Source organism: Fodinibacter luteus (genome assembly GCF_039541575.1).
Classification (GTDB): Bacteria; Actinomycetota; Actinomycetes; order Actinomycetales; family Dermatophilaceae; genus Fodinibacter; species Fodinibacter luteus.
Genome location: NZ_BAABGM010000001.1, coordinates 126,889 through 151,441 on the forward strand (window position 1 = coordinate 126,889; position 24,553 = coordinate 151,441).

The following is a 24,553-nucleotide window of genomic DNA, read 5'->3' on the forward strand; positions in this document are numbered from 1 at the left end:
GGCGCTTGCGGATGTTCGCCGAGGGTGGTCGCTGTTGGCTCACGTCTCGGTCCCCTCCGGGGCGTCCGGCCGGGGCTGCGGATGCCGGGCGCGCGCCTGCGCGGCCGCCGTCGCCGTCGCCGTGCCAGGCCGGGCGCGCTCCACCCAGCCGTCGACGTTGCGCTGACGCGACCGGGCGACGGCGATCTGGCCGGGCCCGACATCCGCGGTGAGCGCGGTGCCGGCCGCGACGTAGGCACCGTCGGCCACCTCGACCGGGCTGACGACGACGGTGTGCGAGCCGACGAAGGCGTGCCGCCCGACGGTCGAGTGGTGCTTGGCGACGCCGTCGTAGTTCGCGAAGACCGTGCCCGCCCCGATGTTGGCGCCCTCGCCGATGGTGACGTCACCGGCGTACGTGAGGTGGGGCACCTTCGCCCCCTCGCGGATGTCGGCGTTCTTCGTCTCGACGAAGCCGCCGATCTTGCCGCGCGCCCCGAGCCTCGTGCCCGGGCGCAGGTAGGAGTACGGGCCGACCGTGGCGCCGGGCCCGACGGTGGCGAGGTTGGCGACGGCCCGGGTCACCTGGGCGCCGTCACCGACCTCGGTGTCGGTGAGGGTGACCTCCGGCCCGACGACCGCGTCGCGCCCGATGCTCGTCGCCCCGAGCAGCTGGGTGCCCGGAAGGACCGTCGTGTCCTGCCCGATGCTCACGTCGACGTCGATCCACGTCGTCGCCGGGTCGACGATCGTCACCCCGGCGCGCATGTGGGCCTCGCAGACCCGGCGGTTGAGCTCGCGCCCGAGCGCCGCGAGCTGGACCCGGTCGTTGACGCCCTCGGTCTGCCAGAGGTCGTCGACGACGTGCGCCCGCACGGGGTGGCCCGCGGCGTGCGCGATGGCGACGACGTCGGTGAGGTACCGCTCGCCCTGGGCGTTGTCGGTGCCGACCTCGGCGAGGGCCGCGCGCAGCACGTCGGCGTCGAACGCGTAGATGCCCGAGTTGATCTCGGTGATCGCGCGCTCGTCGGGGGTGGCGTCCTTGTGCTCGACGATCCGCTCGACGCGCCCGTCCGCGTCGCGCACGACCCGGCCGTACCCCGTGGGGTCGGCGATGTGGGCGGTCACGACGGAGACGGCGCTGCCCGTCTCGGTGTGCGCGACGGTGAGCTCGACGAGGGTGTCACCGGTGAGGAGGGGGACGTCACCGTAGGTGACGAGAACGGTGCCGGAGAGGTCGGCCGGCAGGGCGCCGAGACCGCACTCGACGGCCCGGCCGGTGCCCTTGACGTCGTCCTGGTCGGCGATGACGAGGCCCTCGTCGAGGGCGGCGCACTGCTCGACGACCCGTTCGCGGTCGTGGCGCACGACGACGCCGACGTGCTCGGCACGGGTCGCGCGGGCGGCGCGGATCGCGTGGCCGACGAGCGGGACGCCACCGATGCGGTGCAGGACCTTGGGTGTCGCGGACCTCATCCGCGTTCCCTCACCGGCGGCGAGGACGATGACGGCGGCCGGGCGGGGGGTGCTCACGCGCGAGGACTCCAGGTCTGGTGCGGGGTGCCACGGGACGGGCGCCATGCTACCGGTGACCACCACCGCGCCGGTCATCCGCGGCCCCCCACCGGCCCGCCCGACGGGCGAAGTCGCAGGTCATCCACCATGATGGGCCCGAACCGGCGCAGACGCCGGGCACCCAAGGCCGGAGAGGAGCTCGCCGTGACGTCGACGACGCCGCGCGTCACCGCACCCGACGGGGCGCGCCGACCCGCACGAGCCCCGGCCACCGGGCTCGTCCGCCTCGTCGCGTCGGTCGCCGTCGCCGCCACCGCGTCGGTCGCCGTCGCCGCATCGGTCGCCGTCACCGCGCCGGTCGCGACCGCCGCGCCGGTCGCCGTCGCCGCGCCGGCCGTGGCTCCGCTCGCCGGCGCCCCGGCGACGCCTCCCCCCGCACGGGCCGCGGCCGTCGCGTCCCCGGCCGTCTCGACGGCCGCGCACGTCGCGACGATCGGCTGGATGCCGGCGGTCACCGACGGCGCCACCGCCGGCACGACCGGGCGCGCCCTGGACCTGCAGGCGCTGCGGGTCACGACCACCGTGCCCGGCACCGGCATCCGCTACCGCGCCCACGTCGCCACCGTGGGCTGGCAGCCCTGGCGCACCTCCCCCGACACCATCGGCACGACCGGGCGCTCGCTGCGCCTCGAGGCCCTGCAGATCACCCTGACCGGCGACGCCGCCGCCCGCTACGGCATCGAGTACCGCGCCCACGTCGCCGGCATCGGCTGGCAGCCCTGGCGCGCCGAGGGCGCCGTCGCCGGCACCACCGGGCAGGGCCGGGCCGTCGAGGCCGTCGAGGTACGCCTCGCTCCGCTGCCCAGTGTGTCGACGAGCGCCCACGTCGCGACGATCGGCTGGATGCCGGCGGTCACCGACGGCGCCACCGCCGGCACGACCGGGCGCGCCCTGGACCTGCAGGCGCTGCGGGTCACGACCACCGTGCACGGCACCGGCATCCGCTACCGCGCCCACGTCGCCACCGTGGGCTGGCAGCCCTGGCGCACCTCCCCCGACACCATCGGCACGACCGGGCGCTCGCTGCGCCTCGAGGCCCTGCAGATCACCCTGACCGGCGACGCCGCCGCCCGCTACGGCATCGAGTACCGCGCCCACGTCGCCGGCATCGGCTGGCAGCCCTGGCGCGCCGAGGGCGCCGTCGCCGGCACGACCGGGCAGGGCCGCGCCGTCGAGGCCGTCGAGGTACGCCTCGCTTCCCGCACACGGATCACCGCCACCGCCGACACCGGGATGGCCGCGGCCGCGCAGGGCGTCTTCGCCGGGATGGGCGCGCGCCGGGCCGACCTCAACCTCGTGCTCGGCGACCTGTCGTACGAGCCGATCGGTCGCGAGCCCGCGTACTGCGCCATGGTCCGGGCCCGGGTCAGCGGCCCGACGCTCGTCCTCGCCGGCAACCACGAGGACGTGAACATCCGCGAGGGCACGATCGAGAACTTCGCCCGGTGCCTGCCCGACCGGGTCGGCGTCACCGGGGCGTACGGCAAGGACTACTGGGTCGACTCCGGCCCGGTCCGCACGATCCTCATCAGCCCCTCCATCGCGCTGTCGACGGGCACGAAGACCTACCGGTCCGGCACCGCCGCGGCCGCGTGGCTCACCGCGGCCATCCGGCAGGCCCGGGCCGAGGGGCGGTGGGTCGTCGTCGGGATGCACCTGCCGTGCCTCACCGTCGGCATCCACGGGTGCGCCTCCCACCCCGAGCTCACCGACCTGCTCATCCGCGAACGGGTCGACCTCGTCCTCGCGGGTCACGACCACAACTACAGCCGCAGCCACCAGCTCGGCGGCACGACGGGCGCCCCGGTCGTCGTCGACCGCGACGGCCAGTTCGTCCGGGGGTCCGGCACGGTGTTCGCCGTCGTCGGCAACGGCGGTCACGAGGCCCGCACCGTGGGCCCCCAGACCGCCCTCTGGGCGGCCGTCAACGGCACGAACAGCCCCGGTGGCTTCGTCTACGGGTTCGCCGACGTCGATGCCACGACGAGCCAGCTCAGCTACCGGCTCGTGCGCACCTCCGGCGGCACCCTGACCGACGGCTTCACCCTGACCCGCCCGTAGCCGCGAGGGCCACGGGCGGGAGGACAGCGGGACGGCCGCCCCGGCATCCGCCTCGGGTGCGGACGTGGTCGCTGGGACGACCACGTCCGCACCCGAGGGCGGGGGTGCTCGCGTCAGAGGAGGTCGGTGAGCTCGCTGCGGGCGGCCGCCCGGACCGTCTCGAGCGCCTCGCGCGCGGTCGCCGCCGTTCGCGCGGCCGCCGCGAGGGCCTGGCACTCCGGGAGGGTGTGCAGCGACAGGGCGAGGCGCACGACCGGCACCTTGCTCGGCGCCATCGACAGGCTCGACACCCCGAGCCCGGTGAGCACGAGCGCCAGCAGCGGGTCGCCCGCCGACTCCCCGCACACGCCCATCGGGCGACCCGTCGTCCGCGCCCCGTCGCACGCGGCCGCGACGACGTCGAGCACCGCCGGCTGCCACGGGTCGAGCAGGTCGGACAGCGCGCCCTGCATGCGGTCGGCCGCCATCGTGTACTGGGCGAGGTCGTTCGTGCCGAGGCTGCCGAAGTCGACCTCCGCGAGCACGTGGGCGGAGCGCAGCGCCGCCCCGGGCACCTCGATCATCACCCCGGCCTTGGGCAGGCCGTTCTCGCGGACCCGGCGCGCGAACCACGCGGCCTCCTCGACGGTCGCGACCATCGGAGCCATGACCCGCACGTCGGCCCCGGTGTCCTTCGCCGCGACGGCGAGCGCCTCGAGCTGGGCGTCGAGCAGCTCGGGGCGCTCGGCCGACAGGCGCAACCCGCGCCGGCCGAGGGCCGGGTTCTCCTCCGGGCCGAGGTCGGCGAACGCGAGCGGCTTGTCCGCCCCGGCGTCGAGCGTGCGCACGACGACCCGTCGGTCGCCGAAGGGCCGGAACACCTGCCGGTAGATCTCGGCCTGCTCCTCGACCGTCGGGGCCCGGTCGGCGGACAGGAAGACGAACTCCGTGCGGAACAGCCCGACCCCCTCGAGGTCGAGGCCACCCGCCGCCTCGGCGTCCTGGACGCCGCCGATGTTCGCGAGGAGTGCGACGGGGTGGCCGTCGCGGGTGACGCCCGGCCCGCGCCCGCTCGCGAGGGCGTCGGCCCGCCGCTCCCGGCGCAGCCGCTGCGCCTCGACGAGCTCGGGGTCGGGCGAGATCGTGACCTCCCCGGAGTCGCCGTCGAGCGCGACGAACGTGCCGGGCGGGATGCCGGTGGCGTCCGGCAGCTGGACGACCGCCGGGATGCCCATCTGCGCCGCGAGGATCGCGGTGTGGCTCGTGCGCCCGCCGGCCTGGGTGACGATGCCGACGACGAGCGAGCGGTCGAGGGTCGCCGTCTCCGCCGGCGCGAGGTCCTCGGCGACGACGACGCTCGGCTCGGTGAAGTGCGGGACCCCGGGGGCCGGCACCCCGAGGGCGGCCGCGACCGCGCGGGAGCCCACGTCGCGCAGGTCGGTGACCCGCTCGGCGAAGTAGCCGCCGAGGGCCTCGAACTGCGCGCAGTACTCCTCGACCGCGTTCGCGATGGCCGTGGCCGGGCCGCGCCCCGCGGCGAGCTGCTTGTCCGCGGCCTTGACCAGCCCCTTGTCCCGGGCGATGAGTGCGGTGGCCTTGAGGATCTGCTGGGCGGTGTCGTCGGCGTGCCGGGCGCGCCCCTCGAGGGCGACCGCGACGGACTCGAACGCCGCCCGCACCTCGGCCAGCGCGGCCTCGCGGTCCGGCGCGGCGGGCTCGTCGGCCGGCGGCCGGACCGGGGGCGCGACCTGCACCACCGGCCCGTACGCCGAGCCCGGGCTGACCCCGATGCCCAGGCGGGTCTGCGTCGCGGTCACCGCGCTCACTCCGCGTCGAGGTCGCGCGAGAGCAGGGCGACGAGTGAGTCGAGCGCCTCGTCGGCACCATCGCCCTCGGCGGTGAGGACGACCTCCTCGCCGTGCTTGGCGCCCAGGGCCATGACCCCGAGGATGCTCGTCGCGTCGACGGCGTCCTCACCGGGGCGACCGATCTCGACGTCGAGGCCGGTCTCGCCCGCCGCCTCGACGAACAGGGCGGCCGGGCGGGCGTGCAGGCCGACGGACGAGGCGATGGTGACGGTGCGCTGTGCCATGGGGTGCTCCTTGGGTCTCATGTGGTGCGCGGGACGGTGCATGCGTGCGTGGGGGTGCGTGGGGTGACGCTACGGGAACGGGAGGGGGCGGGGAGGGTGGAGGCGGACGGCATCCGGGCGATCGTGACCGGATGCCGTCCGCTCACCGGGCGGTCAGACGGTGGCGACGGCCTCCACCTCCGCGAGCCGGCTGTCGCGCGACTTGAGGAAGATGACGGTCGAGGCCATGACGGCGACCCCGACGGCCAGGGCCACGACGAACAGCAGGACCTGGGTGATGCTGCCCATGATCGGCGTCACCCACAGGCCACCGTGGGGGGCCCGGATGCCGACGCCGAAGGCCATCGCGAGGGCACCGGTGATCGCAGACCCGACGACCGACGAGGACATGATGCGCACCGGGTCCGCGGCGGCGAACGGGATGGCACCCTCGGAGATGAAGGACGCGCCGAGCAGCCAGGCCGCCTTGCCGTTCTCGCGCTCGGGCTCGGAGAACAGCTTCGGGCGCACGGTGGTGGCCAGGGCCATCGCGAGGGGGGCGACCATGCCGGCGGCCATGACCGCGGCCATGATGAGCAGCTGCGGTGAGTCGGCCGCCGCACCGGCGCCGGCGAGGCCGGCCGTGGCGAACGCGTAGGCGACCTTGTTGACCGGGCCACCGAGGTCGAAGCCCATCATCGCGCCGAGGATGGCGCCGAGCAGGATCGCGCTCGTTCCGGTGAGGCTGGACAGTGCGTCGTTGAGGGCGTCGGTGAGGGCGACGATCGGGCGGCCGAGGAGGGTGATGAACAGGCCGGCGGTGATGAGCGTGGACAGCAGCGGGATGACGACGACCGGCATGACGCCGCGAACCCCCTTGTGCACCTTCCAACCGGAGATCCACCGGGCCACCAGGCCACCGACGATGCCGGTGACCAGGCCGCCGAGGAAGCCGGCGCCCATCGTCGCGGCGATCGATCCGCCGACGATGCCGGGCACGAGCCCGGGCCGGTCGGCGATGGCGAACGCGATGAACCCGGACAGGATCGGCACGAGGAAGCCGAAGGCCGCACCGCCGATGACGAAGAGCAGGGCCGCCCACGACGTGAGGCTGAGCGGGCTGAAGTTCTGGGTGATGTTGAACTCGCCCTCCTTGAGGAGCCCGTACTTGACGATCTCGATGGCACCCTGTTCGCCGATCGCGAACTGCGCGAGCATGAAGGACAGGGCGATGAGGATGCCGCCCGCGGCGACGAACGGGATCATGTAGGACACACCGGTCATGAGCCACTGGCGCACCTTCGTCGCGGTGCTCGCGTCGCTGTCGACCTTGGTCGCGAGCCCGCCGGACACCGCCGGACCCGCCGCCATCGCCTCGGCCGCGAGCTGCGGGTGGGCCCGCCACTGCTCGGCCATCCGCTCGGCCTCGGCGACGAGGGCCGGGCCGTCGGAGATGCCCTTCTTGACCCCGACGTCGACGATCGGCTTGCCGGCGAAGCGGCCGGCGTCCTTGACCGGGAGGTCGTGGGCGAAGATCACCGCGTCGGCGGCGGCGATCTCGGCCGCGCTGAGGGGGGTCGACCCGGCAGAGCCCTGGGTCTCGACCTTCATCGTGTGGCCCGCCGCCTTCGCGGCGTTCTCGAGTCCCTCGGCGGCCATGTAGGTGTGCGCGATGCCGGTCGGGCACGACGTGACGCCGACGAGGTTGAGCGAGCGCGGCGCCTCCGCGACGGCCGCGGCGGGCGCCGCCGATGCCGCGGCGGATGCCGGGGCGGATGCTGGGGCGCCTGCGGGCGGCGCGGTGGGAGCGGCGGGCGCGGGACCGGCATCCGGCGTCGTGGCGGCCACCGCGGGTGCGGAGGCAGCAGGCGCGGCCGCGGGCGCGGCATCCGGTGCGGGGTCGAGCGCGACCTCGGCCTCGACGATGCGGACGACCTCGGCCTCGGTCGTGGCGGCGGCGAGGGCCGCCTTGAAGTCCTTCTTCATGAGCGCCCGGGCGAGCTTGGGCAGCATCTGCATGTGCGCGTCGCCACCGCCCTCGGGGGCCGCGATGAGGAAGACGAGGGTGGCCGGGCCGTCCTTGGCGCCCCAGTCGATGCCGTCGGCCGAGCGGCCGAAGACGAGCGAGGGCTCGGTGATCGCGGCGCTGCGGGCGTGGGGGATGCCGATGCCGCCGGGCAGCCCGGTCGCCATCTTGCTCTCGCGCTCGCGCACGTCGGCGATGAAGGCGTCGAGGTCGGTGCATCGGCCGCTGGCCACGAGACGCTCGGCGAGGGCGCGGGTGGCCTCGTGGCGGTCGGCACCGGACAGGTCGAGGATGACCTGCTCGTCGGTGATGAGGGGCATGGTGCGTCCTTTCGGGGTCAGCTGAGCTGAAGGGTCGGGTCGGGGGTGCCGGTGACCTCGACGGGGATGCCGAGGAGGTCGTCCGGGGTGGGGACGCGGCTGCCGGGCAGGGTGACCGCGGCGGCCCCCCACGTGACGGCAGCCGCCAGGGCGTCGGCGGCCGGCAGGCCACTCGACAGACCGTGGAGCAGGCCGGCGAGCATGCAGTCGCCGGCGCCCACGGTGGACAGGGGGGCCGTGATGGTGGCCCGGGCGTGGACCACCTCGTCGGCGGTGACGAGCAGCGCGCCGTCGCCACCCAGGCTCACCGCGACGACCTCGATGCCGTCGGCGACGAGCTCGCGGGCGGCGGCGTGCACGTCGCCGAGGGTGGGCAGGGGGTGGTCGACGAGCTCGGCGAGCTCTTCGTGGTTGGGCTTGATGAGGCTGGGGCGCGCGGCGACGGCGAGCGGCATCGGGGCCCCGGACGAGTCGACGGCCACGCGGATGCCGTGCGCCCGCACCCGGGGGACGAGGGCGGCGTACAGGTCGGTCGGGGCTCCCGGCGGGAGGCTGCCGCAGCCGACGACCCACGCGGCGTCCCCGGCGGCGTCGAGGGTGGCCGCGAGGAGGGCGTCGACCTCGGCGGCGGACAGCTGCGGGCCGGGCTCGTTGAGCTTGGTCGTCGTGCCGTCGGGCTCGAGGACGCTGACGTTCATCCGCAGGCTCCCGGCGACGGGCACGCTGCGGCGGGGCACCCCGGCGGCGTCGAGGAGCTCTTCCATGAGGTGGCCCTCGGGGCCACCGGCGGGCAGGACGGCGAGGGTGGCGCCGCCCTGGGCCGCGAGGGCCCGGCTGACGTTGACGCCCTTGCCCCCGGGGTCGATGCGGCTCGAGGTCGCCCGGTGCACCTCGCCCCGGTGGAGGGCGTCGATGACGATCGCCCGGTCGATGCTCGGGTTCGGGGTCAGGGTGACGATCACGCCGTCACCACCTCGGGGCCAGCGGCGCGCAGCTCCGCAGCGACGTCGTCGGCGAGGTCGCGGTCGGTGACGACGAGGTCGACGTCGGCGATCTCGGCGAAGCGGTGGAGGTGGTCGTCGCCGGCCTTGCTCGAGTCGGTGGCGAGCACGACCCGCCGCCCGGCGCCGACCATGGCGGCCTTGACGCGGGCCTCGGCCTGGTCCGGGGTGGTGAGCCCGCGGCTCACCGAGAAACCGTTGGTGCCGAGGACCGCGACGTCGACGACCACCCCCGCGAGGGCGGCCGTGGCCCAGTCGCCGACGGCCGCGCCGGTGACGCCGCGGACCCGTCCGCCGAGGAGGTAGAGCTGGATGCCGGGGTGCGTCGACAGCGCCGCCGCCGCGGCGACCGAGTTCGTGAGGACGGTGAGGTCGAGGTCGGGGGGCAGCAGCTGGACGACGGCCTGGGTCGTGGACCCGGAGTCGATGAGGACCGTGCCGCCCGTGGGCAGCTCGTCGAGGACCCGGGCGGCGATGCGGCGCTTGACGTCGGCGAGGCGGGTCGAGCGGGTGGCCAGGCTCGGCTCGACCTCGAGCCGCTCGACGGGGATGGCGCCGCCGTGCACCCGGCGCAGCGACCCGCGCAGCTCGAGGGCGGTGAGGTCGCGCCGCACGGTCTCGGCGGCGACCCCGAGGTTGTCGGCGAGGGCGGCGACCTCGACCCGACCGGCCCGGCGGGCCTCCGCCATGATCCGTTGCTGCCGCTCCGCTGCGTACATCGGACTCCCTCGTCCTCACCGGTGACCCCTCGTCGGGTCGTTGTGACCATCAAACCACCTGACCGGGCTGATGTAAAGAGATACGGGCACCCGTTTTTGTGGGTTTCGCCCCGTGGATGTGGGGAGTCGCGGTCGGGCGGGGGCCGGGGACGGCGGCGGGGCGGGGACGCCAGGTCGGGCGGGGGCGGGGACGGCGGCGGGGCGGGGACGCCCGGCGGGCGGGGCGGGGAGGCCGGGCGCACCACCCCCGGCCTCCCAGCGGAACCGAACGCGCCGGCATCCGTGCGCGCCGGCATCCCTGGGTACTCGACCGCCCGCGGCGAGTGCGGAAACGGTGGCCCGGACCACCACGTTCGCCCGCGGTGCGCTCCCCGGGGCGGAGCCGGGTCCCCGAGCGACCTTCCCTCGGCGCCTCGGTGACGCTCGCGGACTCCTGCCCGGGCGCTGGCGTGCTTCGTTGCGCCAGCTCCCCGGGTAGGAATCGAAACTCTCACCCATAGGATTGTGGTCGGTGCTGTCGACCTGCCGAAATGCCTATTTGCCCTGCTGAGCGCCACAATACGCAGGAGGCACGAGCGTGCACAAGTGAACACGCGGTACCGTTGATGTCGCACGCTAGTAGCACGATGACAGGGGCCACCGATGGGCAGGCGACGCGGTTTCGGCTACCTGCGACGACTCCCCTCGAAGCGCTGGCAGGCTTCCTACATCGGCCCGGACCTCGGGCGGCACAACGCGCCGGACACATTCGAGACGAAGGGCGACGGCGAAGCCTGGCTGGCGGCCGAGCGTCGTCTCCTCGCCGCTGACGACTGGCTACCGCCCGGGCAGCGTCGCCGCCAGGGTCTGACGTTCGAGGCCTACGCGGGTCACTGGCTCGAGGCGCGAGAACTGAAGCCGAGCACGCGAGCCCTGTACCGCGGCATCCTTCGCCGCGAACTGCTCCCCGAGTTCGGGGAGACATCCGTGACGCGGATCGGCGCTGCCGACGTGCGCGCCTGGTACGCCACGCTCGACCCAGGACGCAAGACGCGCCGAGCCCACGCCTACTCGCTGCTGCGGGCCATCCTCGACACCGCCGTCACCGAGGAGGTCATCCCGTCCAACCCGTGCACGATTCGCGGGGCAGGGCAGACGAAGCGGGCGCGACGAATTGAGCCGGCGACGATCGACGAGCTGGCCGCCCTCGTGGCTGCGATGCCCGAACGGCTGCGCCTCATGCCCTTGCTCGCCGCGTGGTGCGGTCTGCGATTCGGGGAGGTGAGCGAGTTACGCCGCCGAGACCTCGACCTCGAGCGGGGCCGGCTGGCCGTGGCCCGTGGTGTGGTGCGTGTCGACGGGGCGGACGTCGTGGGAACGCCGAAGTCCGCCGCGGGGGTGCGAGTCGTCGCCATCCCGCCCCACCTCGTGCCGGTCATCACTGCGCACCTGGCCGAGCACGTCGGGCCCGGGCGTGAGGCCCTGCTGTTCCCTCACAGCGCCGCAGAGCCCAAGCGCCACATGACGCACGCGCGCTACTACGGCCGGTTCCACATGCCGGCGCGCGAGGCGGCGGGCCTTCCCGACCTGAGGTTTCACGACCTGCGCCACACCGGGGCAACCCTCGCCGCCCAGACCGGCGCGACGCTGGCCGAGCTCATGGGCAGGCTGGGGCACTCGACCCCCGGTGCCGCTCTTCGCTACCAGCACGCCGCCCAGGGGCGAGACGCCGAGATTGCACGGCTGCTGTCCGTCATGGCCGAGCCGCCGAAACGTCGAAAGGGCAAGGGCCGCCGGGGCGCCGGCTGACCCCGCGAGACGCGGTCCCGACGCAGCTGGCCCAGCAGTCGCGGGCAAAGCAGGGACGTGACCGATGCGCGGCCAGAGTGAGACGTTCTCCTCTTCGACGATGCCAACCACTCCCCGGCGCGGCAGAGCGGGTGGAAGAAACATCGTCAACTAGCGGTTGACCCCTCGTGCGTTGTCAGCCTAGGGTTGACGGGGTGAGGGTGACGGACTCAGCGTTCAAGCACGGCATCGCCGAAGCCGACATCCTGCACGCGTACACCAATGCCGTGCGACTAGTGGAGGTCGAGCAGTACGGCGAGGACCGGCTCATCGTCATTGGGCCGGACCGGGCAGGCAACTGGTTGGAGCTGGTGGCCATGCCCGCCGACGAGGCCGATCGGATCATCCACGCCGACCGTCTCCGACCGAAGTTCTATGAATTCCTGAAGTGAGGTGATCTGACATGGCAACCACGAACATCAACGAGGTCGAGGACATGCTCGACAATCTCGACCCCTCGACGGTCAAGGCCCGCGATGCGGTGCACTTCCGGCGGATCATCGCGGCCCAACACGGTGTGGCCCGCGCCGATCGTGAGCTTCATGACGCGGTCCGCGCTGCGCGTGAGGCCGGGGACTCCTGGCTGAGTATTGGAATGGCCCTAGGCGTCACCAAGCAGGCGGCTCAGAAGCGCTTCGGACACTGACGCCCCACGCCCTGAAGCGCCGACAGCCGTCTGGCCCGACAAGATGGTCACAGCACCGTCCGCGGCAGAAGCGGACGATCTCCGGCATGCTGCTCGCGTGAACGCTTGGGAATCTGAGGGTCGTCACTTCGAAGTGCTCATGGCCTCGGATGTGGTTCGCGACGGCATGGGCTTGGAGCTCACAGACCTTGGCCAGACGTCCGGACCGGGACCGGCGCTGGAGATCTTCTACTCGGACGAGGACGGCAGCATGACGTTCTCAGCCCTCAGGGCTGTCGATGTTCCTCTCGAGATCCTGACGCGCTTCGTCGAGGAGGCGCGAGCGAAGCTTCCGCCGACCCGGTAGCCAAAGCTACTCACACAGAGCGGCATGTCCGGTAAACCACCCACGCTGATGCTCGCCCGTCCGAGGGTGGCGACACACTCGCCCTGCCTTTGACCGATCATGGACCTCATGGACGATCAGCCTCCAACCGAGATCCACCCCTACATCTACCGAGGGGACAACTACGGCGGGATCATGGCCCCCGTCTTCGCCGTCGTGTTCGGGGCTGTGTGCGTCTTCGTGCTTGCTACATCCCTTCGTGGGGATGGGCCGCCCCTTTGGTTCGCCCTGCTGTGGGTCTCACTCGTGATTGCCATCTTGGGCACCACCACGTTCCTCTTCGCCACGAAGATCGTCGTTAGCCACACGCTCATCAGCTGGAACTACCTGGGCCGGCGCGGTGGGTCTGCCCTCGTGGAGGACATCGAGAGCGTCGGGGCCTTCGGGTGGGCGATGCCGGGGTGGGTACAGCTTAAGGACGGCCGCCGGATCTGGATCCAGACCACTCCTGGCTTTCGCCACCTGCGCGAGGCGATCGGCCAAGTCAGTCCCGGCGCCCGCGTCTGAACTCCACCGGCCGCTTGAGGAGCAGGCACAAGTGCGTCTGGCACGCGGCAATTGGGGAAGCATCTGGCTCCATCCGCCGCCGAGAGGCGTGTGCGCGAGCCTGTACTCAGTGCCTGCGTTCCCGCTGACGACGCAGCCTGCGAACCTGGAACGGCGACATGTCTCCTCGTGCGTGAGGGGGCATGGCCACACGTGGCCAGTAGAAGTAGGGGAGGATCAGACCGGCCCAGATGAAGGCCTGTGACGCGAAAAGAATCCAGATCTCCCCGTCGAAGCTGGCGTGAAACAGGCTGTCCCACAGCCCAAGCCCGACGATCAGGAGGAGGCCGATGTAGATCGGCCATCCCAGCGCTACCAGCCCACGGGCGTATGCCTGCGATGGCTGGAACCTGCTTACGGCCGACAGCCGTCCGGCCTGTTTGAGATATGCCTCGCGGTCTCTGCGCCAGCGGATCGTCTTGACGAGCACAAAACCGAGGACCAGAGCCATGAGACACAGCAGGGCGAGGGCGTATCCAGGGTGGCGATTGAGGAATTGATCCTCCGGTCGCTCCATCACCGGCGAAGTATCGCAGCGGACCTTTCACCCCAAGGGGAGAACGTGCGGACATCGGCATTATGTGGGTGATCGGTGTCAAGAGGCTTCGGTGTCCTCCAGGCCGGTGATGAGCTGGTCGAAGATCTCGGCTCGTCGGACTTGGCCTTTGTTGCAGGCGTCTTGGCGTTGGGCGAGCAGGGTGGGTCGGAACTCGATGCTGGTTTGGAAGAACGTGCACGACTCGCAGATTTTCTCGAACTGGCAGTCCATCACCTTGGGTCGGGCGCAGTAGCCGTTGCCGAGCATCCGGTGGTGCTCACGGTTCAGGCGGGCCATGTTCGGCCCGAGGTCGTCGGCGGGTAGCTGGGCGGGTGAGGCGTACAGGGCGTCGACCTTCTCGGCGACGGTGAAGTACTCCTCGGCCACGGTGCGGTTGGCCATCTTGGCGTACACCAGCGTCATGTCCAGCGACTTGTGGCCCAGCATCGCGGCGATCGCCTCGATGCTCATGCCTCGGTTGATGGCCTGAGTGGCCAGGGTGTGCCGCAGCTGGTGGGGGTGGATGTGACCCAACCCGGCCGCGGCGCCGGCCTTGTTGATGTAGCGGGTGACACCGTGGCGGTCCATCGGTTTGCCGTTCTCGCGTGGGAGCAGCAGCGGGTGCCCGGTCGGGACGTGCGCGGCGCGGTAGGCGTCGATCAGTTCCACGATGCGCGGGTGCAGCGGCAGGTAGCGGTCTTCGTGGAGCTTGCCGACCGGGACGTGCAGCCAGTGGGTGTCACCGATCAGCACGACGGCGTCGGCGGGCAGGGCGGTGTACTCCCCGACCCGTAGCCCGGTGCGCAGGAGGAACTCCACGGTGACCCCGACGAGCATCCGCTTGTCGGCTTGGGCGGCGCGCAGCAGCTTCGCGGCGGTGGCGTCGTCCAGGGCCTTGGGCAGGGCGTGGTGCTGCTTGGGGACGTCGCCGAGGAACATCGGCACCCGCGGCGGTGCGTCGTCCCAGCCCCATTCGTCGATGCGCAGGAAGAACACCCGCAGCGTGCCGAGGCGGTGCGCGATGGTGGCCGGGGTCAGCTGGGCACGGTTTTGTCCCGGGCGGGCCGCCAGCCACGGCTTGAACCCCTCGATGTGCGCGCGCCCGATGTCGCGCACCCGGTGCAGCTCAGGGTGTTGATCGGCCAGGTAGGTCGCCAACGAGCGCAGCGCGAGGTCGGCGCCACCGACGCTGCCCGGTCGCAGCACGCACGCGATCTGATCCAGGTAGGCGCGCATCGTGGCCACCACCTGCGGGTGGGTGACCTCCAGGTCGCGCCAGGTGGGCAGCAGCAAAGGCCCGCTCACCGCAGCCTCCGAAAGCCCGGGATCGGCGCCCGCTGCGTCGGCGGCGGTGGTGGGCTCCCGGTCGGGGCGCCGGCGAAGACCTGGGCGTCGATGACCTCCGCGGCGCGGCGGTACTGAGAGGCCAGCCAGTCATCGGCCAGGTGCAAGTAGATCCTGGTCGACTCGATCGACGCGTGCCCGGCCTGGGCCTGGACCGCCTCCAACGGCATCCCCGCTTCACGCAGCCGGGTCAGGCAGGTGTGCCGCAGCTCGTGGCAGGACGCGTGCGCCAGCCCGGCTCGGGCCCGGGCGTCGTCCATGACCTGGTCGATCCCGTACGCGGTCAACGGCTGGCCCCGGCGGGGACGTTTGAGGACCAGGAACAGCGCGTCGGTGTCGGCGTCGGCGGGGCGTTCCTGGTCCAGGTAGGCGGCCAGGTGCTCGAAGAACCGCGGGGAGATCGGCACCAGCCGCTGCGAACCGCCCTTGCCCTCGTTGATGAACACCCGCCGCTCACCCGCGTTGACGTCACCAAGTCGAAGACCAAGGACCTCGCAGCGGCGTAGCCCGCCCAGGACCATCGCGGCGACCATCGCCCGGTCCCGGTGGGTGCGCAACGCACCGGTCAACGCGTCGACCTCGGCCGGGGTCAGGATCCTCGGCAAGGTCCGGCGCGGGGCCCGCACCAACGGCACACCCTGACCGGGTCGGCCCTGCTCACGGCGGGTCGGCAACCCTCGCGGGACCGGGTTGGTCGGCACGTCCCCGCGCACCGCCAAGAACGCGTACAACCCACTGACCGTGGACAGCCGGCGACGGATCGTGCGCGAGCACACACCCACCGGGTCCGTTGGCGCCGCCCGCACACCGGGCTCGGGCAGGCACCGGGCGCCGGTGCGCTGCGCGGTGATGAACCCCAGCACGTCAGCCGCGCTCACCGCGGCAACCGGTTTGGCCACCACCTCGAAGAACACCTTCAGGTCGAACCTGGCCGCCATCACAGAGTTCGGTCGGCACCGAACGGCCAGGAAATCCAGGTAGTCATCCAGCAGCGGCTCACCCAACCGATCAGGCGCCACCACCTCAGCAGGCGGAATCAGACACGGCAGAACACTCGACATCAGGGTGCCTCCTCGAGGAGAACGGACACCCCAACGTAGGAGCGCCGGTGACCACGCGGATCACCCACATATCAAGCATGTGGGTGAACATCCGGGCTCGGGGGAAGGCCACGAATCTTGGCGGGACTAGCGTGAGGTCCTGCGGACCCAGGCGGTGCCGAGTCGCTCCAAGGCCGGCCCGAGCGCGACGAAATCCCGGTCGTAGATCCGACCGGTTTCCAGCCCGGCCGAGAGCCGGTCGACCGCCCAGATGAGCTCAGGCACCGTGGCCGAGGAGGCGGGCGGCGCCGGCGCCGGGTCGGGCTCTCGTCGCACCGGCAAGGTCGTGACCGGCAGGTTGCGAACGGAATGGCCGAGCCTCGCCCGGACGTCGGCCCAGACCTCGCTGTCGAGCTCACCGGCCAGCCTGCGCCGTTCCAATCGGTCCAGCAGCTGGCGAGTCAGTCGTGAGGATCGGGCCACTCGTGAGAGCGCCGACTCGTCGCGTTCCTCCCTCGTCGGGACATGCCCGGGACGCGGCTTGGGCGCCTTGGGGACATCGATCATCCGGATCTCAACAGCCGCCTCACGCGCACCGCGGCGGGTGACCGCGGCGGTGTTCCGGCACCGGCTCGAGCACCAGACCGGTCGCCGGCCGCGGCCCCCGTAGGAGACCGCCGCTCCGCACTGCGGGCACCTCCTGAGCTCCTCTCGTGCCATGCATGCACGGTACCGAAATGAGTGGCATTTGGCATCACTGAAACATCCCCAACCCGAGAATGCATCGGGTGTGCCGTTGACGGCGGTTCGGCATTGCGGGGGAGGAACTTTCGTCGGGGCACGAGGCTGCGTCGTCCCATAGAGTCCACGCATGCTGTCGGCTGATTGGGTGGGGTCGCTCGACTGGGGCACGGTGCCTGAGTGGCTGGCCGCCGTGGGCGGTATCGGTGCTGCCACTGGCGCGCTGGTGCGCTCAGGCGCGAGGGGGCGCAACTACAGGACCTCCAGCGCGCCGAGGTGCAGCGGGCGAAGCAAGAGGAACGGAAGTACGCGACCCGCGAGTTTGTCAGCGCGCCCACAGTAGGTGGGATCTCGTCCAACGGGACTCAGGCCTCGCGGAAGGTGAAGGTTGCCGTGACGAATGAGAGCGAATCGGTGGTCAACAACCTCGTGTTGACCGTGGCCCTGGTTGACCCGACTGGCGTCACTGGACCGGCCTCCGTTGATCACCGCCGCGCACGCCTGCTGCCGGGCGCCCGAGAGGATCTCGAGTGTCACTTCACCTTTGACGCTCAGGGCAAGGCGGCCAGCCATCCGTACCCTGAGGCCGTCCGCGCTTCCCTCGACTTCGAGGACGTCAACGGGGTGCGGTGGCACATCGGCCCGGACCATAGCCTGACGCGCGAGTGAGGCGCGTCCCGGGGGAGACCGGCGGGACCTCGACCCCGAGACGCTAAGCCCGCATCACCCGGGGGGGGACAGGCGCTTTGGGCCTACTCCGATTTTCCCAGCACGCGCCGCCCTCTGGGGGTGAGTGTGACGCGCCGAACCGCCCCGCCCTCGGTGTGAGGACGGGGCGGTTCGTGTGAGGCCGTCAGGGTGCCTATGCGGGGTCGAGCCCTAGCACCTCCTCGAGCGTCATGCCGAGCGTTGCCGCGAGGGCCGCCACCTGGCTGGCGTCGACTGCGGTCGAGCGGATCCGTTCCGCCACTCGCCGGGCAATGTTCGAGGTGCTCGTGGCCGGGGCACCCTCGAGCAGGTCGCATGTGGCGACGATGGCGGCAGCAAACGCCCGCCCCTGGTCAGTGGTCATCTGGCCGTCCGCGTCCGCGTCGAGCGCGGCCGGGGTCGGGCCATCCACGGAGTGACCGACGACCCACCGGCCCTCGGTGGTCTCGCCCTCGACGTCTGCGCCGATGTGGAGCGTGGTGTCGCCACCCCACTGGACGCCGCCGTGCACGTCCTCGGGACGGACATGGTTGACGCACCAGCTCGGACAGTCGGTGGTGGTCATGGGGGTGGTGCTCGTGATCGTGCTCATGGGTGGTGCCTCTCTCTCGGTTGTGTGAACTCTCTCGCCGCCTACCGACGGCGGACCCGCGTGCGCGGGACTGGTGGCCTTGCTTGACCCCTCCCCAACAACCCACGAACCAAAGCCCCGCTATCGCGTCGCGCCCAGCACTGATAGCCCCGCGGCGGTGAGCGCGCGTGGCTTGCTGGACCCGGCGCGCGGTGATCATTCGCAGTCGCTGGGTGCCCTCGCCCGGCTCGAGGGTCTAGGGCCCGGGTGTCTACCGTTTCGCGGCTGGAGACGAGGAGAGGCGCCGTGGTGCTGCTCAGGTGCCGGTGTGCACCTCGCTGCCTGTCGTGGCCGCGGAGTGCGCCCTGTCGGCACGCGAGGGCAGGCCCTCGCCACGCTCGAGGCGACGCACGCACGCCGGGCACTGCCACAGTGAGCCGGTGGACCCGTCCGGGTGCGTGAACGTCGGGCGGAAGGGTGCTTCACTCCACCCGCGGGGCAGGTCGAACAGTGACAGGCGCCCATCCGACGCGAGGGCCACCGGGCGACTCATCCGGCCGCAGAACTCGCAGCACGCGCGCACGCGGCCCGAGGCCGTCGTCACGGTGTTCACGACTGGTCGCCCTGGTCGGGCGTGGTGAGGATGAGCCACGCGGCCGGCACGATGGCAAGGCCGAGGAGCGAGAGAACTAGGGCGACGTTCGCGGCGGACTGCCACACGTCGGGGGAAGCGGATACGCTGTGTCCCACGATGAACCCTTCCCGGTTCGTCGTCAGGCCCTCGGACGCTCCAACGTCGCGGGGGCCGATCTATGGTCGCAGCGGGTGCCATGTCGCACGCTTATCGCACGCGAAACGCCCGCTGACTGCGTTTTCGCAGGTCAACGGGCGTTTTGGCTTGCTCCCCGGGTAGGAATCGAACCTACGTCGCTTGTCCTGATTCAAAGTCAGGCGGGCCCTGCCAGCAGACCAACCGGGGACCGCCGCGCCCGGTGGGCGCACGGCATACGGCGAGGGTAGTGGACCCGGGCCGGGCACCCACGCGACGGATGCCGGGCGCCGGCGCCCCGCTGGGCTGCGGCGCGCCACCCACCCGCACGCGGGCACAATGGCCGGGTGAGCGATCCCTCGAGCGACAAGCCCTCCCGCGCCGGGCGAGCCCGGATGACCGGACGAGAACGGCGCGAGCAGCTCATCGGCATCGGCCGCAAGCACTTCGCCGACAAGGGGTTCGAGGGGGCGACGATCGAGGAGATCGCCGCCTCGGCGGGGGTGAGCAAGCCCGTCGTCTACGAGCACTTCGGCGGCAAGGAAGGGCTCTACGCGGTCGTCGTCGACCGCGAGATCGAGAGCCTCCTCAACGCCGTCCAGGGGGCCCTGACCTCCGGCGGGTCCTCCCGCGAGATCATCGAACGGGCCGCGCTCGCGCTCCTCGGCTACGTCGAGACGTCGACCGACGGGTTCCGCATCCTCGTGCGCGACAGCCCGGCCGGCCAGGCGACCGGCTCGTTCGCGAGCCTCATGAGCGACATCGCGAGCCAGGTCGAGCACATCCTCGCCGCGGAGTTCAAGAGCCACCGGCTCGACCCGAAGGCCGCGCCGATGTACGCCCAGATGCTCGTGGGGATGATCGCCCTGACCGGGCAGTGGTGGCTCGACTCGCGCAGGTTCAAGAAGCACGAGGTCGCCGCGCACGTCGTCAACCTCGCGTGGAACGGCCTCACCGGGCTCGAGGCCAAGCCGACGCTGACGACCGACCAGACCTGAGGGCGCGCGGACGGCATCCTCTCGGGCTCCTGGGCCGGACCGAGGTCGTGCATCCGTTCGGTCCCCGACGGGACCGAGGTCGTCAGGAGGTCTCAGGAGGTCTTGCGGGCGACCGCGAAGACGCGCCGGAACGGGAAGAGCACGCCGAGGGGGGTGCGGGGGTACGCCTCGGCGAGCAGCGCGGCGTACGGCTCGAGGAACGCCCGGCGCTCGTGCTCGTCGGTGAGGATGTCGAGCACCGGCCGCAGCCCGGTCGCGGTGACCCAGCTGAGCACCGGGTTGTCCTCCTCACCGTCGGGATCGAGGACGTGCAGGTAGGTCGTCTCCCACGCGTCGACGGTGCAGCCGAGCCGGGTGAGGTAGCGCAGGTAGGTCGCCGGCTCCCCGACCGCGGGCAGGTCGAGGGCGGCGCCGAGCTCGCCGGCCCGCTCGTGGTGCTCGGCCGTCTCGCGCATGAGCCGGTGGCTCGGGGCGTCGAAGTTGCCGGGCACCTGTAGGGCGAGCCAGCCCCCGTCGGCGAGCGCCGCGACCCACGCGTCGAGCAGGTCGAGGTGCCCCGGGACCCACTGCAGGGTCGAGCTCGTGACGACGACGTCCGGCGCCTGCCCGAGGGAGGCCGGGTCCCACGTGCGCAGGTCGCCCTGGACCCACTCGACCCGCCCGGACCGGTCGAGCTCGCGGGCCGACTCGAGCATCGCCTCGGACGCGTCGACGCCGACGACCCGCGCCCGGGGCCAGAGCTCGGCCAGCGTGAGCGTCGCCGGGCCGTGGCCGCAGCCCAGGTCGACGACGAGCTCGGGGTCGTCCGTGCGCACCTGCGCGAGGAGGTCGGCGAAGGGGCGGCTGCGCTCGCTCGAGAAGCGGGCGTATGCCGTGGGGTCCCAGCTGACGTGCTCGCTCATGTCGCCTCCTGGCGGGGTCGGATGCCGTGGCGCCCGGACCGTCGTCCGTCGCGCGTGGTGCCGGATGTCGTGCTGCCGTGTCGTCGTCGGTTCGAGGTTCGGCTCCGGCACCCCGTCGAGGCCGCGCCCGAGGCAGGCGCTGTCTCGATGTCAAGAAACTTGACGGGCAGTAGAGTCGGTCCATGGCCGCTGACGATGTCGACCGTATCGTCTCCGCGTGGCGCCGCGAACGTCCTGACCTCGACGTCACGCCACTCGAGGTGTTCTCGCGCGTCTCGCGCCTGGCCCGCCGGCTCGACCTGGCGCGCGGCACGGCCTTCGCCGAGTACGGCCTCGACGGGTGGGAGTTCGACGTGCTGTCGGCTCTGCGCCGGGCCGGGAGCCCGTACGAGCTGAGCCCGGGCCAGCTCGTCGCCGAGACCCTCGTGACGAGCGGCACGATGACCAACCGCGTCGACCGGCTCGCCGCGCGCGGCTACGTCGAGCGCCACCCCGACCCCACCGACCGCCGCGGCGTGCTCGTGCGGCTCACCCCGAGCGGCATGGCCGTCGTCGACGCCGCCCTGTCGGACCTCCTCGCCCACGAGCACGACCTGCTCGCCGAGCTCGGGGTCGGTGAGCGGGGGGAGCTCGCCGGGCTGCTCCGCCGGCTGTTGCGCCCCTTCGAGTCCGACGCGGGCTGAGCCACCAGCGGCGCGCCCGAGGCGCGTCACACCACCGCCCGACGTACGTCACACCCCCGCACGACGCACACCAGCCCATCCGCCCGACGTACGTCACACCATCCGCCCGACGCACGTCACACCACCGTCGCTTGAGAGGTAAGGCTTACCTCACTACTCTCGCCGTGTGCCCGTCCCCCCCACCGCGCGACCCACCCCCGCCGCGACCCTCCCCACCCCGCGGACTCAGGGGAACTCCGCGGGCTCAGGAGGGCACGGCATCCTGAGTGGGCGAAGTGCTCCTGACTTCGCGGTCGGGGACCTCGGCGGGTGGCTCGGTACGCCGGTCCGGGTCGGCACGCCGGCGGATGCCGTGCCGGCACCTCCCGCGGACCTGGCGGATGCCGTGCCGGCACCTCCCGCGGACCCGGCGGGTGCCGTGGCCGCACGTCCCGCGGACCCGGCGGACGCCGCGGTGTCGACGAGCCCGGCGGACCCCTCGGCGCCGGCCGTCCACCACCGGGCGGCCGACGGCTCCCTCGAGACGCTGACCCGGGGCGACCTCGCCGACCGGGTGCACGCCACCGCACGGCTGCTCGCCGGAGCGCGGCGCCTCGTCCACGTCCACGGCAGCCAGACGCTCGGCAGCCTCGTCGGCTACCTCGCCGCCCACGCGGCCGGGCACGCCGTGCTCCTCAGCCCGCCCGGGTCCCCTGCCGCGGCCCTCGCCGCCACGTGGGACCCGGACGTCACCGTCGACGCCGAGGGCGCCGTCGAGGTGCACCGCGAGCACCCCGCCCGCGCGCTCCACCCCGACCTCGCCCTGCTCCTGAGCACGAGCGGGTCGAGCGGGTCGCCCCGGCTCGTCCGCCTCTCGTGGGACAACCTGCGCAGCAACGCCACGGCGATCGCCGACTACCTCGCCATCCGGCCCACCGACCGCGCCGTGACGAGCCTGCCGCTGCACTACTGCTACGGGCTGAGCGTCGTGCACAGCCACCTCCTCGTCGGCGCCTCGGTCGTGCTCACCGACCTCTCGGTGGCCGACGACTGCTTCTGGCGGCTCGCGCGCGACACCGGGGTCACGACGCTCTCGGGCGTTCCCCACACCTTCGAGCTGCTCGACCGCGCCGGCTTCGCGGCGATGGACCTGCCGCACCTGCGCACGGTGACCCAGGCGGGCGGGCGCCTCGACCCCGACCGCGTCGTGCAGCTCGCCACCCTGGGCCGTCGACGCGGCTGGGACCTGTTCGTCATGTACGGCCAGACCGAGGCGACCGCGCGGATGGCCTACCTCCCGCCGGACCTCGCGCTCGAGCACCCGGACGCCGTCGGGGTGCCCGTGCCCGGCGGCCGGGTCGACGTCGTCGACGGCGAGATCGTCTACTCCGGCCCGAACGTCATGCTCGGCTACGCCACGACCGGCTCCGACCTCGCCCTCGGCCGCACCGTCGACCGGCTGCACACGGGCGACCTGGGCCGGTGGAACGCCGCCGGCCTGCTCGAGGTCACCGGGCGGCGCTCGCGCGTCGCGAAGGTCCTCGGCCACCGCGTCGACCTCGACCACGTCGAGCGCACCCTGCGCGCCGAGGGCTGCGACGTGCGCTGCGTCGACGGCGGCGAGTCGCTCGTGCTGTGCGCCGCCGGGACGACCGACCCGGGCGACCGGCCCCGGCTCGCCGACCGCGCGAGCCGGCGGGCCGGCATCCCGACGCGCTGCGTGCGGGTCCTCGCGCCGGGCGACCTCGGCCTCGACTCGCTGCCCCACCTGCCGACCGGGAAGGTCGACTACGCCACGCTCACCGGGCTCGCGGCATCCGCGCCCCCGCCCGAGGAGCCGTCCGCGGCCTCGGGCACGCTGCGCGAGCGCTACGCCGCGCTGCTCGGCCTCGCCGCCGTCGCGCCGGAGGACTCGTTCACCTCGCTCGGCGGCGACTCGCTCTCCTATGTCGAGGTCTCGCTCCACGTCGAGGAGCGGCTCGGGTACCTCCCGGCGGGCTGGCACGTGCTGACGGTCGCCGAGCTCGAGGCGCTCGAGGCGGGTGCGGTCGCGGCGCTGCCGGATGCCGGGGACGTCGCCGGCGCGCGGGACGGTTCGGCTGCCGGGCCCGTCGGCGGCGTGCGGCGCCGCGCCTGGTTCGGCGGCCGGCTGCCGACCCGATCGGTCGAGACGAGCGTCGTGCTGCGCGCCGTCGCGATCCTGCTCATCGTCGGCACGCACGCCCACGTGTTCCGGCTCCAGGGCACCGCCCACGCCCTGCTCGTGCTCGTCGGCTGGAACCTGGCCCGCTTCCGGCTCGGGGAGGCACCGCGCGCCGAGCGGGTCCGAGGGCTGCTCATCGCCGTGCGCCGCATCGCCGCACCTGCCTTGGTGGTGGTGGCCGGCGCGCACCTGCTCACGGGGCAGTACGCCTGGTCGACGATGGCGCTGCTCAACTGGGCGTTCGGCGAGGAGCGGCTCGGCCCGGAATGGCGGTTCTGGTTCATCGAGGCCGCCGTGCTCGTGCTGCTCGCCGTCACGGCGGTCGTCGCGACGCCGTGGGGCGATCGCCTCGAGCGGCGCCACCCGCTGGGCGTCCCGCTCGGTCTCGCCGCGGTCGGGATGGCGTGGTGGCAGGGGTGGCTCTTCCCCCCGGTGCCGCACATGCAGGGGTCGGCGCTCGTCGTGTCGTGGCTGTTCTGCCTGGGCTGGGCCGCCGCGAAGGCCCGCGGCCAGGCGCAGCGGCTCCTCGTGACGGCGGTCGCGGTGCCCACGATCGGGACGTTCTCGGGCAACCCGCGCCGCGACCTGCTGACCCTGACCGCGGCGTTGCTCGTCATCTGGGTGCCGACCCTGCGGGTGCCCCGCGCGGTCGTCCCGGCCTTGCACGTGCTCGCCGCGAGCTCGCTGTTCGTCTACGTGCTGCACTGGCAGGTGCTGCAGGCGATGCGCTCGACTCCGTGGCTCGGCTATGTCGCGGGACTGGTCGCCGGGGTCGCCTACTGGTGGGTGTGGACGCGCGGGCCGGGCCTCGTCCGTGCCTCGCGGACCCGGCGGCTCGAGTCACCGGATGCCGCCCAGGCTGGCCTGCTCCGAGTCGAGTGAGCACAACACGCCCGGGATGCAGGAGCCCCACCGGCGTGTTGCGCTCACTCGACTGCAGCC

The 24,553-nt window shown here is 72.8% G+C and carries 23 protein-coding genes and 1 tRNA gene; 10 read left to right on the plus strand and 14 right to left on the minus strand.

The window, feature by feature from the left end:
• Positions 1–39: 39 nt before the first annotated feature.
• On the minus strand, positions 40–1,512 hold the full coding sequence (gene glmU / locus ABD899_RS00570) for a bifunctional UDP-N-acetylglucosamine diphosphorylase/glucosamine-1-phosphate N-acetyltransferase GlmU (RefSeq protein ID WP_345201137.1): 1,473 nt from the start codon (positions 1,510–1,512) through the stop codon (positions 40–42).
• A 186-nt stretch (positions 1,513–1,698) separates the two neighbouring features.
• On the opposite strand from glmU, the gene ABD899_RS00575 reads away from it, so the two are divergent.
• Positions 1,699–3,615, plus strand: a complete 1,917-nt coding sequence (locus ABD899_RS00575; RefSeq protein WP_345201139.1) for a metallophosphoesterase — start codon at positions 1,699–1,701, stop codon at positions 3,613–3,615.
• Positions 3,616–3,728: 113 nt separating this feature from the next.
• On the opposite strand, the gene ptsP is transcribed toward ABD899_RS00575, so the two are convergent.
• The 5 genes from ptsP to ABD899_RS00600 all read right to left on the minus strand — a co-directional run bounded on the left by ptsP (position 3,729) and on the right by ABD899_RS00600 (position 9,731).
• On the minus strand, positions 3,729–5,411 hold the full coding sequence (gene ptsP / locus ABD899_RS00580; RefSeq protein ID WP_345201142.1) for a phosphoenolpyruvate--protein phosphotransferase: 1,683 nt from the start codon (positions 5,409–5,411) through the stop codon (positions 3,729–3,731).
• A 5-nt stretch (positions 5,412–5,416) separates the two neighbouring features.
• Positions 5,417–5,686 (minus strand): HPr family phosphocarrier protein, encoded by a 270-nt coding sequence (locus tag ABD899_RS00585; RefSeq protein WP_345201144.1) that lies wholly within the window; start codon positions 5,684–5,686, stop codon positions 5,417–5,419.
• 153 nt (positions 5,687–5,839) lie between these two features.
• The gene (locus ABD899_RS00590) at positions 5,840–8,011 is read right to left on the minus strand and encodes a PTS fructose transporter subunit IIABC (protein ID WP_345201146.1); all 2,172 of its coding nucleotides are present in this window, start codon (positions 8,009–8,011) and stop codon (positions 5,840–5,842) included.
• A 17-nt stretch (positions 8,012–8,028) separates the two neighbouring features.
• Positions 8,029–8,973, minus strand: a complete 945-nt coding sequence (pfkB, locus tag ABD899_RS00595) for a 1-phosphofructokinase (protein WP_345201148.1) — start codon at positions 8,971–8,973, stop codon at positions 8,029–8,031.
• Positions 8,970–9,731, minus strand: a complete 762-nt coding sequence (locus ABD899_RS00600) for a DeoR/GlpR family DNA-binding transcription regulator (RefSeq protein WP_345201150.1) — start codon at positions 9,729–9,731, stop codon at positions 8,970–8,972. Before ABD899_RS00600 ends, pfkB begins: the two co-directional genes overlap by 4 nt.
• Before the next feature lie 642 nt (positions 9,732–10,373).
• On the opposite strand from ABD899_RS00600, the gene ABD899_RS00605 reads away from it, so the two are divergent.
• From ABD899_RS00605 to ABD899_RS00625, 5 genes are all read left to right on the plus strand, one after another.
• Complete coding sequence (locus ABD899_RS00605) at positions 10,374–11,519, plus strand: tyrosine-type recombinase/integrase (protein WP_345201153.1); 1,146 nt, start codon at positions 10,374–10,376, stop codon at positions 11,517–11,519.
• 194 nt (positions 11,520–11,713) lie between these two features.
• Entirely contained in the window at positions 11,714–11,950 is a 237-nt protein-coding gene (locus tag ABD899_RS00610) for a hypothetical protein (protein ID WP_345201156.1), read from the plus strand.
• Between the two features lie 11 nt (positions 11,951–11,961).
• Positions 11,962–12,204: a hypothetical protein gene (locus tag ABD899_RS00615; protein WP_345201159.1), complete on the plus strand. Its 243-nt coding sequence runs from the start codon at positions 11,962–11,964 to the stop codon at positions 12,202–12,204.
• Between the two features lie 97 nt (positions 12,205–12,301).
• Complete coding sequence (locus ABD899_RS00620) at positions 12,302–12,550, plus strand: hypothetical protein (protein ID WP_345201162.1); 249 nt, start codon at positions 12,302–12,304, stop codon at positions 12,548–12,550.
• A gap of 99 nt (positions 12,551–12,649) precedes the next feature.
• A complete protein-coding gene (locus ABD899_RS00625; RefSeq protein ID WP_345201164.1) occupies positions 12,650–13,096 on the plus strand; it encodes a hypothetical protein in 447 nt (148 codons plus the stop codon).
• Positions 13,097–13,202: 106 nt separating this feature from the next.
• Here ABD899_RS00625 and ABD899_RS00630 read toward each other — a convergent pair whose 3' ends face one another.
• The 4 genes from ABD899_RS00630 to ABD899_RS00645 all read right to left on the minus strand — a co-directional run bounded on the left by ABD899_RS00630 (position 13,203) and on the right by ABD899_RS00645 (position 16,624).
• Entirely contained in the window at positions 13,203–13,655 is a 453-nt protein-coding gene (locus ABD899_RS00630; RefSeq protein ID WP_345201167.1) for a hypothetical protein, read from the minus strand.
• Between the two features lie 75 nt (positions 13,656–13,730).
• Positions 13,731–14,978, minus strand: a complete 1,248-nt coding sequence (locus ABD899_RS00635) for a tyrosine-type recombinase/integrase (protein WP_345201169.1) — start codon at positions 14,976–14,978, stop codon at positions 13,731–13,733.
• Positions 14,975–16,078 carry a tyrosine-type recombinase/integrase gene (locus ABD899_RS00640; protein WP_345201172.1) on the minus strand — a complete coding sequence of 368 codons (1,104 nt, stop codon included), beginning with the start codon at positions 16,076–16,078 and terminating at the stop codon, positions 14,975–14,977. The genes ABD899_RS00635 and ABD899_RS00640 overlap by 4 nt, the downstream gene beginning before the upstream one ends.
• Positions 16,079–16,204: 126 nt before the next feature.
• Positions 16,205–16,624 (minus strand): hypothetical protein, encoded by a 420-nt coding sequence (locus ABD899_RS00645; RefSeq protein ID WP_345201174.1) that lies wholly within the window; start codon positions 16,622–16,624, stop codon positions 16,205–16,207.
• A 567-nt stretch (positions 16,625–17,191) separates the two neighbouring features.
• Between ABD899_RS00645 and ABD899_RS00650 the strand changes: the two genes are divergently transcribed.
• Positions 17,192–17,467 (plus strand): hypothetical protein, encoded by a 276-nt coding sequence (locus ABD899_RS00650; protein WP_345201175.1) that lies wholly within the window; start codon positions 17,192–17,194, stop codon positions 17,465–17,467.
• A 193-nt stretch (positions 17,468–17,660) separates the two neighbouring features.
• Here ABD899_RS00650 and ABD899_RS00655 read toward each other — a convergent pair whose 3' ends face one another.
• The 3 genes from ABD899_RS00655 to ABD899_RS00665 form a co-directional block, all read right to left on the minus strand.
• Positions 17,661–18,098: a hypothetical protein gene (locus ABD899_RS00655; RefSeq protein ID WP_345201176.1), complete on the minus strand. Its 438-nt coding sequence runs from the start codon at positions 18,096–18,098 to the stop codon at positions 17,661–17,663.
• A 588-nt stretch (positions 18,099–18,686) separates the two neighbouring features.
• Positions 18,687–18,827 carry a hypothetical protein gene (locus ABD899_RS00660; RefSeq protein WP_345201178.1) on the minus strand — a complete coding sequence of 47 codons (141 nt, stop codon included), beginning with the start codon at positions 18,825–18,827 and terminating at the stop codon, positions 18,687–18,689.
• A gap of 151 nt (positions 18,828–18,978) precedes the next feature.
• Positions 18,979–19,057 (minus strand) — tRNA-Gln (locus ABD899_RS00665).
• A 184-nt stretch (positions 19,058–19,241) separates the two neighbouring features.
• Between ABD899_RS00665 and ABD899_RS00670 the strand changes: the two genes are divergently transcribed.
• Positions 19,242–19,844: a TetR/AcrR family transcriptional regulator gene (locus tag ABD899_RS00670; RefSeq protein ID WP_345201659.1), complete on the plus strand. Its 603-nt coding sequence runs from the start codon at positions 19,242–19,244 to the stop codon at positions 19,842–19,844.
• A 92-nt stretch (positions 19,845–19,936) separates the two neighbouring features.
• Here the strand turns inward: ABD899_RS00670 and ABD899_RS00675 are convergent, their stop codons facing one another.
• A complete protein-coding gene (locus ABD899_RS00675; RefSeq protein ID WP_345201180.1) occupies positions 19,937–20,746 on the minus strand; it encodes a methyltransferase domain-containing protein in 810 nt (269 codons plus the stop codon).
• Positions 20,747–20,928: 182 nt separating this feature from the next.
• Here ABD899_RS00675 and ABD899_RS00680 point away from each other — a divergent pair, with 182 nt between their 5' ends.
• Together ABD899_RS00680 and ABD899_RS00685 are read left to right on the plus strand one after the other, a co-directional pair.
• Positions 20,929–21,429 carry a MarR family winged helix-turn-helix transcriptional regulator gene (locus ABD899_RS00680; RefSeq protein WP_345201182.1) on the plus strand — a complete coding sequence of 167 codons (501 nt, stop codon included), beginning with the start codon at positions 20,929–20,931 and terminating at the stop codon, positions 21,427–21,429.
• 166 nt (positions 21,430–21,595) lie between these two features.
• On the plus strand, positions 21,596–24,493 hold the full coding sequence (locus ABD899_RS00685; RefSeq protein ID WP_345201184.1) for an AMP-binding protein: 2,898 nt from the start codon (positions 21,596–21,598) through the stop codon (positions 24,491–24,493).
• The last annotated feature ends 60 nt before the right edge of the window (positions 24,494–24,553 follow it).